6 protein-coding genes are annotated in these 16314 nt (G+C 27.1%); 3 read left to right on the forward strand and 3 right to left on the reverse strand.

Annotated features, from left to right (window positions below; genetic code table 11):
- Nucleotides 1-78: 78 nt before the first annotated feature.
- From BABL1_RS01720 to BABL1_RS01730, 3 genes are all read right to left on the reverse strand, one after another.
- Entirely contained in the window at nt 79-639 is a 561-nt protein-coding gene (locus tag BABL1_RS01720) for an ankyrin repeat domain-containing protein (protein WP_023791576.1), read from the reverse strand.
- 630 nt (nt 640-1269) lie between these two features.
- Nucleotides 1270-5076 (reverse strand): coiled-coil domain-containing protein, encoded by a 3807-nt coding sequence (locus BABL1_RS01725; protein WP_023791579.1) that lies wholly within the window; start codon nt 5074-5076, stop codon nt 1270-1272.
- A gap of 263 nt (nt 5077-5339) precedes the next feature.
- Nucleotides 5340-10172 carry a hypothetical protein gene (locus BABL1_RS01730; protein ID WP_023791581.1) on the reverse strand — a complete coding sequence of 1611 codons (4833 nt, stop codon included), beginning with the start codon at nt 10170-10172 and terminating at the stop codon, nt 5340-5342.
- 191 nt (nt 10173-10363) lie between these two features.
- On the opposite strand from BABL1_RS01730, the gene BABL1_RS01735 reads away from it, so the two are divergent.
- From BABL1_RS01735 to BABL1_RS01745, 3 genes are read left to right on the forward strand one after another with little or no spacing between them, the layout of a single operon-like run.
- A complete protein-coding gene (locus BABL1_RS01735; protein WP_023791584.1) occupies nt 10364-12979 on the forward strand; it encodes an ankyrin repeat domain-containing protein in 2616 nt (871 codons plus the stop codon).
- A gap of 28 nt (nt 12980-13007) precedes the next feature.
- Complete coding sequence (locus tag BABL1_RS01740) at nt 13008-13727, forward strand: hypothetical protein (RefSeq protein ID WP_023791587.1); 720 nt, start codon at nt 13008-13010, stop codon at nt 13725-13727.
- On the forward strand, nt 13721-16300 hold the full coding sequence (locus BABL1_RS01745; protein WP_023791590.1) for an ankyrin repeat domain-containing protein: 2580 nt from the start codon (nt 13721-13723) through the stop codon (nt 16298-16300). The genes BABL1_RS01740 and BABL1_RS01745 overlap by 7 nt, the downstream gene beginning before the upstream one ends.
- The last annotated feature ends 14 nt before the right edge of the window (nt 16301-16314 follow it).

Consider the following 16314-nt stretch of genomic DNA (forward strand, 5'->3'; position numbering starts at 1 on the left):
CTTTTGAAGATATAGACGAAGAATAATTTATAAAATAGGCCTAAGTATTAATATTTAGGCCTAATCAAATCATATAAACTAATGAGAATCTTCGTGATTAATTAATTCTTTAGGATTTGAAAATATTTCATCACATCCTGCAATGCCGCATTGAAACGCAAAACGAACTCTTTTCTTTTTAGAGCCACATTTTTTTAAACTGCTAGCTTTCTTGGATCTCTGAATACCTATTTTATTCTTTTTACTTTTCAATGCCAATTCTTTTAAAGCATCCTGAACTTTAATATCTTTACTAAATATTGTAGCCAAAATCAAATCTTTTGCAGCTTTAGATTTTGTATAACTAATAGCAGTCTTACCATAAACATCCTGTTTAGTAACATCAGCACCTTTTTTAATTAAAGTTTTGATTAGATTTATATCATCATTTTGACAAGCAAACATTAAAACAGTGTGGCCAAGAGCATCATAAGAATTAACATCTGCTCCTAAATCGATCAATTCTAAAACTTCTTTAGCTTGTTTCAATTGAGCATAAGCTACTAATTCATAATTATACTTAGGCACAACCATCCCTACTGCGTAATTACTTACAAGAAACATAACTACCATATACTTAATATAAAAATTTCTTAACATTTTTAAACACCTTAAAAAACAATTTTTGAAAGATTACTAACTACTAATCATTAACATTAAAATTAATTTTTTGTATATAATTTATATATTTTTATATTTTTAAAATTAAATAAAAAATGATTCGTTAAATGCAATTATACATATGTAATATAAAATATCAAGTTAAAATATATTGAAAAAAATTAGGATATTATTTTAAATAACATCCTAATTTTTATAATTACGAATTAAATATAATATTTAGATTATTCTTAATTGCTAACATTAAAGCAATGTTATAATAATCCTAATTTGTTATACTATTATTATCATATTCAATAAGAAGTCTATTATCTCTTTATAATCTTATTAGAGTTTACCAAAGCAATATAATCAAACATATCACGCTTTAGTTCCTCCATTTATTGATCATAATTGGGACGTTTTAATATTCTTGTCTCAAGAACTTTTAAGTAAGATCTACATATAAGAGGTTTTGCATAATCAAAAGCACTCTTTTTATTAATATCAACTACCCGGTTTAATAAATCTGCTTTATCGAATCAATTAAATCAATATCTATATACACTATTAAAATACTCAAAAAAATAAAGTTAAATCAGGAAGATATTAAATCTCCCTGATAGTTTATCAAAATTTAGGCACAAATTTATTAATAATTTCTTTAGATAAGCTTTCAATACTCTTTGATATATCTTTTAAATCAAATTTAGTTTTAAGGATTTGAGGTTTACCAAGTAAATGCATATCTAATTGAATATCAAATAGCTGACCCTTTTTAACTTCACCTAAAGTACTTTGGAATTTAACTTTATCAACCATAAAACCTTTTAAAAGACCGGTAAAGACAAAATTAGTACCTTGAAGAACCCCAATGCCAGCATCACGCGCAAGACCTAAAGAGTTAATCAACTGATCCCTAGTAAGTTGCATAACTGCTATATCCACTGATCGAACCGATTCTAAGAACTTTCTACCTGTAGCTAAAGCAGCTTCAGCTGTTTTCTTAGATATAGCTAAAGTACCGGTTGCTGATTTTTTAAATATATACTCTAAAGCAGTATTAGCAATAGCACGAGAAGATTCTAATTTAGAAATTCGATCTTCAAGCACTAGAATTTTAGCTTTTTGACCTATATGTCCTACAACATTCCATCCATGTTCTTTTTTCTTTAGCTCTGCTATTTGTGCTTTTGCTTTATCTATATCTATTTTAAGTTTATCAACATCTTTTTTCCATTTATTAATCTCAATCTCAGCTTCTTTTGATGCAGAATCTATAGCATCTAGATCTTTTTTAGCTTTCTCAATATCATTAATAGCACTTTGCATGTCTTTTTTATGTTGTTCTATTGCATTATCGATCTTTTTAATTTCTTCAACAGCTTGATTAATATTATTTCGGACACTATTTTCAGCATCTTTTAAGTATTTGGATATTTGTTCTTGAGCATATCGAGTAAATTTCTGTTCCATCTCTATTAAAAGCTTGAAATCAGGATTAGAAAGAGAACCTATAGATTGACCATTTAATAAGCCATTAAATAGTTTATTAGGTCCAACACTAACTTCAAAATTAAAATTAATACCATCTTTAGATACTTCCATATCACCAGAACCTGAAAACATAGAATCTAGTTCCATTAAAGCATTAATTACAAAATTCTGGCGAGCAGACGTAAATTCTATATCTATTTGAGGACCACCGTATTTTGTCTTTCTAACCTCACCTTTTGCTGTTTTTGCAGCAGTAATCTTAAGCGGTCCTAAATTTACAGGTGTCATCTCCCCTTTTGCCATAATACCAGATTTACTAACTCCAAAATCAACTTCAGCAATAGAGGAAAGTAATTGAATTTTACCCTTAAGCTTAATACCTTGAGGAATCTTAATAGCTCCTACTGAAGTATCTTGTAAAGCAAAAGAAAAATGAGGTTCTTCAACTTCTAAAACCGGTATTTTATCTTGAGGAACATTTGCTCCTAAACGATCAGCAATAAGAGTGATTATATCCACAAGAGATAAAGTCCTTAATTTGCCATCAGCACCTTCAAGAGATCCAAGAAAAGCGGCTTGGCTATCTACAAAATTTATAGCAATCGCTAGACTAACTATTTTGTCAGGAGCAAGACCTAAACGACCTCCTAAATCAAATTTAGAGGGAATAAGCGTCTCAGGAAATGTCTGAGGATTAATTCCTAATGAAATAGACATATCACCTATTGAAAGGCCATTAAGACCAAATGGATCACGCCACATACCATCCATTCTTAGATTACCTGCTATTTCAAGCGCTGAATAACTTGTAGTTCCACTGAAATCAAGTTCTTGAGTTCGATCTTTAGAATTAGGACGTAATATTAAATGAACTTGTAAATCAAAATAAGGAGAAGCATTTTTAGTTCTTATATCTACAATAACCGGACCAATAGAAACTACATGCCCTTTGATTGGTATACCTTTTGATAACTCAATAGATATCTTATTATCAGTTGGCTTTTTAGGATCAAATGCTCCAAGGACATTTAACTGCGCATTTTGAGATCCAATCATTTTACCAAGAGGCTCTAAAGCCCCTGATAGAGTCACTTTACCGGTTAAATTTAAGCTATTAGGATTATAAGTCACTTTGGTCTCAGGATCTGTATATTCAATAGTAGTTGCCACAAAAGCAGCATTATGTATAGGTAACTTATTAAAGCCCTGAGGCAATTCATTTTCAGGAACTAAAGCTTTTAGTAGAACTCCAGCTTGTTTGGCATTTTTTATAGATAAAACTTCAGCCTGAGCAGTTATACCCATAATTTCAGCATGACCTTTGAGATTTAATTGAGCTTCTAAGCCTTTTATAGGATCTCTTACTAAACTTACTTTTGAAGAAATCTCTTTTATATCGATATCTTTAATAAAATCAGGCACTGAAGCTTCTTTAAATGGTTGCCATTCTTTTTTCTTTGTTTGAGCTTCCAATTTATAAACTTTATTTTTAGGATCCTTAGGATCAGAAGCTGCACTTAATTTTGCAAGTACATCAAACCCTTGTATTACTGCATCACCTTCTATTGTAATAACGCCGGTATTAGTATTAAGTTCAAGAACTGCTTGATTTATAGCAAAGTTAGAATACTTAACATCTTGAGCAATAGTACCCTTTATTTCAAATCCAGTTGATGCATAATTAGAATCCAAATTAAAGCTCAGAGGGCCAATTTCCGGTAAATTAATAATACCATTACCTGTTAACATAATTAATGGCTTATGTTCACGTCCAACTAAAGTAAGAATCTTCAACTCATGTCTTTCAAGCTCTTCAAGCACTGTAGTTGGCTTATCTGCTAACTTTTTCTTAACCTCTGCTATTTTATTTTTTATAGCATCTGTTGAATAGAATATTAATTTTGCTTGATTTATCGAACCTAATGCTGAAATATTAAATTTATTAACATTTGATTCTATATCTAAACCTTTATCTTTACTATAAGTACCTTTAATATTTAATTTATTAAGAGAAATATCAGAAAGACCCGCAACCTTTAAATTAGAAAAATCAGCAAAGCCACTAAAATCAAGAGCAAAACTGTTTAACTCTTTATTAGCAGTTGCCACTTCGACTTCTTTTGAAGAAAATCTAGATTTTAAAGTTAGATCATTTAAAGAAGCATTACCAAAATCACTACCTTTAGCCTCGGAGATAAAATCAGACAGTGCTATCTTTTTAATGTGAAAGCTTACTACTGTATCCTTTTGCTCAGAAGCATAAGACATTTGAGTTTCATAACCAAAAATATTAACATTTGATACTAATGCAGGCTTTTTTTGTTTTTTAACGATTAGATCTAAATGATTTAATTCAATAGATTTGAAAGGCAAAAGTGGTATGATAGGCTTATTAATAAATTTTATTCGAAATGTAGCAGAATCTATTGGCAATTCTAGTTCATCATACTTAGTTCCAGGAATAGGTTTTTTAACAATTTTAGACTCTTTTTTTAATTCAACAAGTTCTAAAGTTGCTTTTTTTCCAAATAAAGTAACATCAGCACTAACACCTGGAATCTTATTATCATCAATTATTACAGAAAAGTTATCAATCTTAATACCAAAAGCGCCAAAATCGATACTTTTGGTTGTTAAGTTAGCTTTCAATATCTCTTTTCCATTCTTATCTTTTTCAGGATATAAGGTAATATCTCCAAAAACCGGAAAGTTCATGGTTAAACCAATTTTTACCTCTTTACCATCTATAACAGGAGGTTGTATTGGCAGAACTTCAATCTCACGTTCTTCATCTGGATCAAATTCTATAACCTCTTCTACTTCAGGCTCAGGTTGAGATAGGTCTTTTGTTAATTGAGAACATATAAATGTAAAATTAAATAAAAATAATATATTTAAAAAAAAATATATTATTTTAAAACTACTATATCTATTCTTCACTTCAACCTCCAATAAATTTTAAAAAATACCTCTTATTATTTATTATGCTAAATAAATTGAATAATATTCAATATTTTCATTAAAACATGCATTTTAATTTCTTTTGATTAAAAACAAATAATATAGCAAAATATTACAGTTGAGTACTTTAAAAATAAAAGAGGTGCTCTTTTTTTTAAGAGCACCTCTTTCTTATAGGCAATAACTATTTCTTAACATCTCAAGACTAGAGGTATAGGATTTACTACTGCCCATGGTTTATATCATTGAATAATTTGATATAAAGATTTGATTAATATATCAGCCTTAAATTTAGCTTCTTTTATATTACCATCCTTCAGCAATTCTTGACAAATACTAGCTTGAGAGATAATTTTCTTTACTTGAGCACACCTAGAATAATAATCTTTAGTAGTTGATGCACTATAAGTAAAATTAATGCATTGAGAAACAATATCAATATACATGTCTTGTACACCTTGTCTTTCTATATCCTCATACTTTTCTAAAAAATCAGAAGAACATAAAAGAATTGTCTTATCAGTTTGAGTAAAAACAAGAGCATTATAAATACCATGAACAATATTAGCATACTGTTTTGATTTTGAATTATTACTTTCAAGACAGTTAGCAGCAGCAATTATATAATCCAATATTTGGGTTGCATATATCATTCCTTTATCACTAAAATCATGAGACAAAGTACAATTCAAATATTTCCTCAAAATTTTTGCCTTCTCAGTTGATAAGATTTTAGGTAAGTTACGTTGCTCTAATAACTTATTATTAGTTAGGTTTTTTAAAACACCATAATCATTAAAAAAAGCATAATAAGCTCTTCTTTCATCACTAGATTCTGAATTAGAGGATAAATTAATTAAAGACTTTATCTGTTTATCTAAATTTTTAGAAATTAATTCTAATAAATTAGACATAATCTGCTCTTCATTTTTTATTTCCGGATTTCTTAAAGTTTTTAACAGAGCTTCTTGATCTATTAGACCATATACATACTCTTTAATCACAGAATTATTATACAGATCTTTTATACCAAACAATTTAGCTAGCTCTCCTGCCCATATATGTCTGTATAATAACATAGAGTTATAGCTTTCTATACTTCTAAAATTAACTCTATTTTTATCATAAAATTCCGGAGTTAAAGTCTTTAGAATAGGATCATGAATGAATCCTTTATAAATTCCATCTTTATTATGTGCATCAACAAAGAATAATCTATAGGTTATATCTAATGCTTCTCTATCAAGACTTGAGCATTTTATATTACTTATTGTTTCTTTAGCTTTTGCAAAACTATGATCATTGAGTAATTTGATAATACCTAAAAATTGTTTAGACTTAGGATTCTCTTTAATTAACTTCATAAATCTTAGGTCTCTATTACTTTTAATAGGTAAAGGTCTTTTACTTTCTGCATTAAAGTTTTTCGGCCATAAATATTTATTTTCACGTAAAACTTCTTTAAAACCATATAATTTACTTGCTTTTTTCAATAGATTTTCATAAAATTCTTTGCTTCCTGAAAGGTCGTATATAAAATCCAAAATACGTTTAGTAGGCTCATAATCAAGACAAATATCTTTTATTCGACCGGTTTTATAATCAAAGTACATTTCAAGAAGATCATCTCTTAACTTATTAAACGCTTTACCAAAGGTAAGTTTATCTGTCACTAAATAAGCTAATCTAAATCTTGTCAGTAATGGACTATTACCATTTTCATAATTTGATCCTGAAGAGTTAGTTGCTATTGCTAAATCTATCGATTCATTCATCATAGCATAATATTTTTCTCTATATTCTGGTTTATTAGCCATTAAATAATCATGAATATTTTCATTTATCATGACACCTAGTTCACTAGTATCCACTTGTAAAATTTCTGATCTATAACCATATCCAAATCTAATGTCAGGCACTTGCGAAGCTATTGGTTTTTTAGATTTTGACTTATCAGAAAGAGGAACAGGAGTTGTCTTTAAATCATTGCCTGATTTTGCACTATCTTGTTGAACTTCTTGAGAATCATCAAATTCAGATTTTCTATCAAAACCATAATCAGCAGGAATTAGAGAAATTGACTCTACACCAGTCTGACTATTATCATTAATTTTTAACTCTTCAGTTCTTTCATTACTTAAGAGTTCTGCTCTAGTTTTATCAATTTGATTAGAATCTTCTTTATTATTTATTTGTTCAGGTATTTGTGTACTTATTGCTTGTTTACTTTGATATTGATTTGTAAAGTTCTTTAAGTACCTAGAGATAGGATTTAAACATTCAGATATATTGCTTGTATTGATTTTACTTATTTCTGTAATTGCATCTAGATCTACACAATTCATAGCAAAAGGAATTTTAGGCATACTTGTACTATGGAATGATTGAAATTCTGAAAGCTTTTCTGGAGTAAATAACAGCTGAATTCTATCAGAATAATTAATTAGAGTAGAACGACTATTCATCTCTTGCAATACATCACAAGCAATTTCATATGACATAGAATTTAAACTAACGTTTACTCTTCTTTCTTTCAAAATCTTATATTCAATTTGATCAACTGCTTTTTTTATATTATCTATATAATTGTTATAGGCCTGATTTTCTTGATTGCTTTTATCAGGTTCATCTTGACTTATAATTGATTGTCCAAATTCAGCCATAGATTCTGGCAAAGTATAGTCATCAGCACTATCTGCAATAGATATCCAAGTTAATTGATTTGAAGAAAAATTATATCTATCCAAATCATCTTCTGCTTCATCATCACTAGATGCACATTGCTCAATTTTTTCTTGAGATTCATTAAAAGATTTGAAAAAATTAAACACATTTTTAAGTGCTAAGGCAAAATATTGATAAGGTTTTGTAAAAATTGGAGTTTGATCAGGATCTAATAGAGGATTTCTTAATGGTATTACACGGGGAGTATTTTGTAAAAAATAATATTTAGTCTTAGCAATTTTAAAGCCATATTGTTCTGCTAAATTCATTAATTCTTTACTAGTATATTTAGAAAACACTAAGATTGTTTCTGAGACATGGGTATTAAAATTGTCAAAAAATTCCTTTATAATAACCTTTGCTTCTTCTTCGTTGACTAAAAAAAGACCTATTATAAGTTCCTCTTTTGGTTTTATTTTTAAATTCTGAACAAAATCTATTGGATTAAAATCTCTTTTTACTTCATCTTTTAAATAATTATTACCTCTAGGAACTTTACAATCATAATGACGATTTGTTTTAAATTCCGTCTTACTAGTTTGAGAGTCTTTAACATATTTACCAATTTCAAAATCTATACCATCACAGCCCTTACGTGGTGGTTGAGATTTTGCATTCAAATTTTTAGAAACTTTTTCAACTAAATCTTTAATTCTTTTATTATCAACCTTCTCTAAGTATTGCAAAATATCTTGATTTATGCCACTTGTTGATTTTATTTTATTAGTTAAATCTTTTACCATCATTTTCATTGAAGCTTCACAAACTTCTTCATGAAAGTCTAAAATTTGAGATTCAATTAATTCTTTTAAGCTATTTTCTACAAACTGTTCAATTGTATGAGTTCCTTTTGTTAGCTCTTTTTCAGCTTCTTTTATGAAAGAAGTAAATTTAGAATGCTCTCTAAGCGCGTCACAACAATCAGGTACAACTTGGTCTTTAGTAAGAGGTCTTCTTAACTTATCTCCTGGCCTAAAACAACCACTCTCTAATGCTGCATCAGCTGCTACGCCTTCTATAACACTATTTACAGTTTCTTTACCTCGTTCTCCATATAAAACTCTGTTTTTTGGTTGAATTTTGTCTAATATAATTTTCCCCTCAGAGGATTTAGTATTTACATCTATTATCCTATTTTTATGTTTTAATGCTTTATAGTAGGGGTAAACTTTCTTAAAAAAAGAAGAAGATTTTATGATATTTGCTAACTTAGGAATACTATAATATACAGCAGCTTCTGCAACAAAAGCTCCTAGCTCTTTTTGTATAATTTCAGGAGTAGTTTCATTACAAGTTTTTTCAGTTTCTTCTTTAAAATTTCTAAACCATTCCGCAGTGTAACTTTCTCTAACTTTACCTTCAAGTTCTATTTTTTTTGTTAATAAGTTCTGATAATTCTTTTCAAAATCTACTCTTTGTTCAGAAGACAATTTAGAATTATTTTTTAGCTCTTTTTCAATAAAATTAATCGCACTATTTACACTTTCAAGAGGGCGAACAACTTCAACTCTATGTGTTATATCTTTTAGAACAGCAGCACCAAGATTTGAACTACATAGTAAGTACATACCTTGTGCACCAAGTAGACCAAGATTAGCCTTAGGACTCAAATAGATTATACCTACTAAATTCAATATAGTTTGATGAAGATTATTAGTAAGCATATTTTGAACTTTATTCTTACCTCCTATCATCATATTCTGAATAACAGGAATTAATGTTTCAGCAACATCATTATAAGAATCTAGATCAAATTCACTCCAATCCAAGTCTTTATCATTGATAAACCCTTTCAATAAAAAGTTAGCCGATTCTTTTGCTTTATTATCTTCATGAGTAAAATCTTTAAGCAAAACTTTCTTTTCAGGAGCATTAGATAAAACTTCTTCTAATAGATTTAATTCCTTTTCAGCAGCTGGAATATCATTTGCTTCTATTAAATTAACACATTGATACAAAAGGCAAACTGCAGTTCCTTGAAAAACTTTATCTTTCGTATCGAAAAAATCTAAATTACTTTGAAGTAAATCTGCTAATCTCTCATAGCATTCAGCTTGCAATTCTGGCGTACTATGAGTTATTTGTTCTTTTATATTATCAACTATTTTTTGAGTTAGAGCTTGAGTTATACTTTGAGTTTCAGTAACCGTATCATTTTTAATTTCAGGAAACATCTTATTATTAGTAAAAGCACAACTTGCCATAGAATAATCAAAAAAACAATCTGCTGCTTTTTGTACTGCACTTTTAAATACTTGAGTAGCTTGGGTAGTAAAATTTAGTAACATACCAGATGCCTGATTAGGCACTAAAAGAAATACTAAAGATAATTTTTTAAATTTATTAAACACGCTTATAGCCTCCATTAATTTAAATTGTTTTTCTCACTGAATTTAATTTTAACGTTAATTGCAAAAAATGTCTATTGGATTTTTATTTTTATTCAGTAATATATTTAGTAATAGTGGTTTATATTTACAAAATTTTCTTTTTTGTTAATAATTAGCATTGGAATAAAAAATGAAAACAAGGAAAAAGCTATATGGCAAATAAATTAGTAAAAAGTGAATTAATGTATGCAGTTCTTGAAAATAATATTAAAGAAGTAGAAACTCTCTTAAATCAAGGTGTTGATGTAAATTTTCAAGATGCATTAGGTTATACTGCTCTTATGCACACTGTTGAATTGAATTACAAGCCTATTGCTCAATTACTTATTGATCATGGTGCTGATGTTAATATTAAAAATAATGTTGGATTTTCACCACTGATGCACGCTGTTTATTTTTCCCAAGATAAAAATCTAGCAAAATTTCTTCTTGATAATAAAGCAAATCCTAATGATGCGTTTACGCTTGCTGTTATCAAACAAAATGAAGACCTAATCAAACTTTTAATTGAATATAATACCGATATTAATTCAAAAGATCCTTTTACTGGTAAGACCGCTTTAATGTGGTCTCTTTATTTTTACTATACTACCTATCTTGGATACATTCCTCTTGATTTTGCCTTTCATCAGTGTTTTAGCTATATTATTCTTGAGACATATTTTCCTAGTCTATGGCATGATAGAGAAAAACAGTTAAAATTTATGTCTTTTCTATTTCAACAAAATTCTATAAATGTTAATACTATTGATAATTACGGATACAATGCTTTAATTATTGCCACAAAGCTTGATAATAAGTATTTTTCTAGATATAATGTTAAGACTCATATATTAAAAGATAAACTTGAAAAATTAGACAATAACTCCAAAGAATATAAAACTATAAAATATGAATTAGATGAACTAACATATTCTCCTGATTTAGTTAAATTTTTTCTTGATCAAAAGAATTATACTTTTGATCTAAATTATAAAAATTCCCTAAATAGCAATCCCTTAATATACACTATAAAATACTATAATCCTTACCTAATTAAATTATTTTTGAATTATAAGCAAGACACCTATACAATTGATATTAATAATCTTAAAGATAGTAATGGAATAAATATACTACGTAGATCAATATTAGATGAGGATATTGAAACCGTAAAACAAATTTTGCAATATAAATACCATACTTATAATATAGATCTTTATTCTGAAGATAAAAGAGGTCGTAATATTATAATAGAAGCGATTGAAAGTGATAGTTTAGAGATTTTAAACCTTATCCTAAATTACAAGAAAGAAACTATTACTATTGACCTTAATAAAAAATACAATATTTTTCTTAGCAACAATGATACTTTTATTACAACCGCATTAATATCAGCTATGGAGACAAGAAACACCGAAATAGTAAAATTAATACTAAATTATAAATCTGAATTTATTATCCTAGATGTTAATGCTACTGATAATTTTAATGGTACAGCATTAATATATGCGTCTGAAGAAAATAAAGTTGATATGGTAAAATTAATATTAGATTATAAATCAGATATTATTACTGTTGATATAAATCGAAAACTCAATACCATTGAATACACAGCCTTACTATTTGCAGTTATCAATAATAATTTAGATATAGTTAAATTATTATTTAATTATAAATCAGATATTATTACTGTTGATATAAATCAAACTCAAAAAGTAACACGCTTTGAACGAATTCCTAAAAATCGTACACTTATCCTTATTGCTGCTATGAATAACAACACTGAAATAATTGATTTACTTTTAAATTATAAATCAGAGCAAATAACATTTGATTTAAATATGCCTGATGTTAGTAATATGATAGCTTTACTTTGGGCTATCAAAAATAACAATATCGATATAGTAAATTCTCTACTAAATTATAAACATGATACATATACTATAGATATTAACTTCATAGGGCCCTATAATCAAACTGCTTTAATTTGGGCTGTTAAAAATAATAATACTGCGATTGTCAAAGCTCTTCTTAATTATAAAACTACTGTCGATATTAACTTTAGAGATAAATATGATAAAAGTGCTTTAAGTTGGGCTATTGGTAATCAAAATACCGAAATAATAGAACTACTATTAAGTTATCAAAAAGATAATTATATTATAGATCTTAATTACCTAGATAAAAATCAAGATAATTATTTAATTTTAGCAACTAAAACTAATAATGTAAAAATTGTCCAATTGATTCTCAATTATCGTGTTAAGGATTATATAATTAATATTAATAGCCAAGATAAACATGGCAAAACTGCTTTAATTTATGCTATTGAAAAAAATAATATAGATATCGTTAAAGCTCTTTTAAATTATAAACAACAAATTATTGACATCAATTTACAAGATCATAATAAATCTAATGCTTTAATGTACTCTATATCTAAAAACAATTTTGATATTGTTAAAATGCTTTTAAACTATAACTATACTATCGATTTAGATATAAAAAATAGTAATGGCAGAACTGCTTTAATGATCGCATCTAAGAAAAATAATATTGATATAGTTAATCTTATTCTTAATTATACAATTAAACCTAATATTGATGCCCAAGATTTTTATGGCTACACAGCTCTTATTATAACTACGAGAAAAAATAATATCGAAGCAGTAAAAGCTCTTTTAGATCATAATGCTAATAAATCGATTAAAGATAATTATTTTCATACCGCTTTAGATTACGCCAAAGAGCTAAAAATTAGCAAGTTAATTAAGTTTCTTTCATAAAAATCTATAAACATTTTCAAAGGATATTATGTTTCCATATAGAATTGTATCTGATTATATACTTTATATACAATTTAGAAAGAATCTAAAAATTTTAGCTCCTCCTCTTTGGATCTTAGAGATCTTAAAAAAAGATCTTATTTATCTTATTGAAGAAAATAAGGTAGAAGTTAATTCAGATTTAACAAGATTCATTCAAAGACTAAATAAAAAAGTTGATAAAAGCTATCTAAAGCGCATAGAACGTCAAGATAGGAACCCTTTAAATTACTCATCTTATTCTTTTACTTTAAAATTTCCTTATACAGGAGATAACCTAACTACCTTTGTTAATTTAGTTGAATTAGCTGTTAAAAAAGGTATACATCAAGGTTCATACGAAATAGATCTTGAAACACTAAAGAAGTTTGAAAAGGATATTGAAAGTTTTATCAGAGTTCAAACTCATCGCCAAAACAATACACTTTTAAGAAAACTTGATAAAGAAGATTTACTCTTAAGCGAATTCGCTGAAGTAATAGAATTTATTAATGAAAAAGAATATAAAATAGTTACTACTGCCAATTTTCCTCTTTATGGTATTTTTCTAGATGAGAGATTTACACTTATGCATCATATGCTTTATTTATTAAACTCAAGAACCAATATGGTAATTAAATTTAGAGATACAGTAAAAGACATTCTGGATGATCATAATAAAAAATCCCAATCTTGGCTATATCGTATGTTTGGATGGTTAGAATGGTAACAAATAAATTAGTAAAAAGTGAATTAATGTATGCAGTTCTTGAAAATAATATTAAAGAAGTAGAAACTCTCTTAAATCAAGGTGTTGATGTAAATTTTCAAGATGCATTAGGTTACGCTGCTCTTATGCATGCTGTTGAATTGAATTATAAGTCTATTTCCAAATTGCTTATCGATCATGGTGCTGATGTTAATATTAAAAACAATATTGGATTTTCACCATTGATGCATGTTGTTTATTTTTCTCAAGATAAATATATGGCAAAATTTCTTCTTGATAATAAAGCAAATGCTGATGATGCATTTACACTTGCTGTTATCAAACAAAATGAAGAACTAATTAAACTTTTAATTGAATATAATACCGATATTAATTCAAAAGATCCTTTTACTGGTAAGACCGCTTTAATGTGGTCTCTTTATTTTTACTATACTACCTATCTTGGATACATTCCTCTTGATTTTGCCTTTCATCAGTGTTTTAGCTATATTATTCTTGAGACATATTTTCCTAGTCTATGGCATGATAGAGAAAAGCAGTTAAAATTTATGTCTTTTCTATTTCAACAAAGTTCTATAGATGTTAACACTATTGATAATTATGGATACAATGCTTTAATGATTGCTACAAAGCTTGATAATAAGTATTTTTCTAGGTATAACGTTAAGACTCATATATTAAAAGATAAACTTGAAAAATTAGACAATAACTCCAATGAATATAAAACTATAAAATCTGAGTTAGATAAACTAGCATATTCTCCTGATCTAGTTCAATTTTTTCTTGATGGTAATAATAAATTTGATATCAATTACAAAAATAAGCTTCAAAGCAATAGCTTAATATATTCATTAAAATATTACAATCCTTATTTAATTGACCTATTTTTAAACTATAATAAAAATACTTTTACTCTCGACCTTAATAACCTAAAAGATAATTATGGAAATAATACTTTAAATAAAGCAATATTAAATAAAGACAAAGAAACTATAAGACAAGTTTTAAACTATAACATAGATCTCTCTATAGAAAACAAGCGAGGCGAAGATGCAATATTAAATTCCATTCGAGCTAATGATAAAGAAATAGTTAATCTTATTTTGAACTACAAGAAGAATATCTACGAGCTTAACTTAAACAAAAAATATAAATCAGGAACTACGGTATTAATAAGTGCAATATTCCATAGGATAAATTCTGATATAATTAGATCAATTTTAGATTATAAGAAAGATACTTATATTATTGATATAAATACTACAACTAATAATCATGAAACCGCATTAATATATGCATGTCAAAATAATAATACAGAAACAGTTAAGCTGCTATTAAACTATAAACCTAATATAATTACACTCAATATTAATAACAAATCTAAGGTTTATGGATACTCAGCTTTACTATTTGCAGTTATCAATAACAATTTAGATATAGTTAAATTATTACTTGATTATAAACCAGACATTATTACTGTTAATGTAAATCAAATACAAAAAGTAACACGTTTTGAAAGAATTCCTAAAAATCGTACACTTATCCTTATTGCTACAATGAATAACAATACTGAAATGATTGATTTACTTTTAAATTATAAATCAGAGCAAATAACACTTGATTTAAATATGCCTGATGTTAGTAATATGACAGCTTTACTTTGGGCTATCAAGAATAACAATATCGATATAGTAAATTCTCTACTAAATTATAAATATGATAAATATACTATAGATATTAATTTTATAGGACTCTATAATCAAACCGCTTTAATTTGGGCCGTTAAAAACAATCACAGCGAAATTGTAAGAGCTCTTCTTAATTATAAAACTACTATCGATATTAACTTTAGAGATAAATATGATAAAAGTGCTTTAAGCTGGGCTATTTATAATCAAAATACCGAAATAATAGAACTATTATTAAGTTATCAAAAAGATAATTATATTATAGATCTTAATTACCTAGATAAAAATCAAGATACTTATTTAATTTTAGCAACTAAAATTAATAATGTAAAAATTGTCCAATTGATTCTCAATTATCGTGTTAAGGATTATATAATTAATATTAATAGCCAAGATAAACATGGCAAAACTGCTTTAATTTATGCTATTGAAAAAAATAATATTGATATAGTTAAAGCTCTTTTAAATTATAAATATCAGATCATTGACATTAATTTACAAGACCATAATAAATCTAATGCTTTAATGTACTCTATATCTAAAAACAATTTTGATATTGTTAAAATGCTTTTAAACTATAACTATACTATCGATTTAGATATAAAAAATAGTAATGGCAGAACTGCTTTAATGATCGCATCTAAGAAAAATAATATTGATATAGTTAATCTTATTCTTAATTACAAAATTAAACCTAATATTGATGCCCAAGATTTTTATGGCTATACAGCTCTTATTATAGCTACAAGAAGAAATAATATTGAAGCAGTAAAAGCTCTTTTAGATCATAATGCTAATAAATCGATTAAAGATAATTATTTTTATACTGCTTTAGATTACGCCAAAGAGCTAAAAATTAGCCAGTTAATTAAGTTACTTTCATAAAAATCTATAAACAT

This window comes from Candidatus Babela massiliensis, assembly GCF_000513475.1.
Taxonomy (GTDB): Bacteria; Babelota; Babeliae; order Babelales; family Babelaceae; genus Babela; species Babela massiliensis.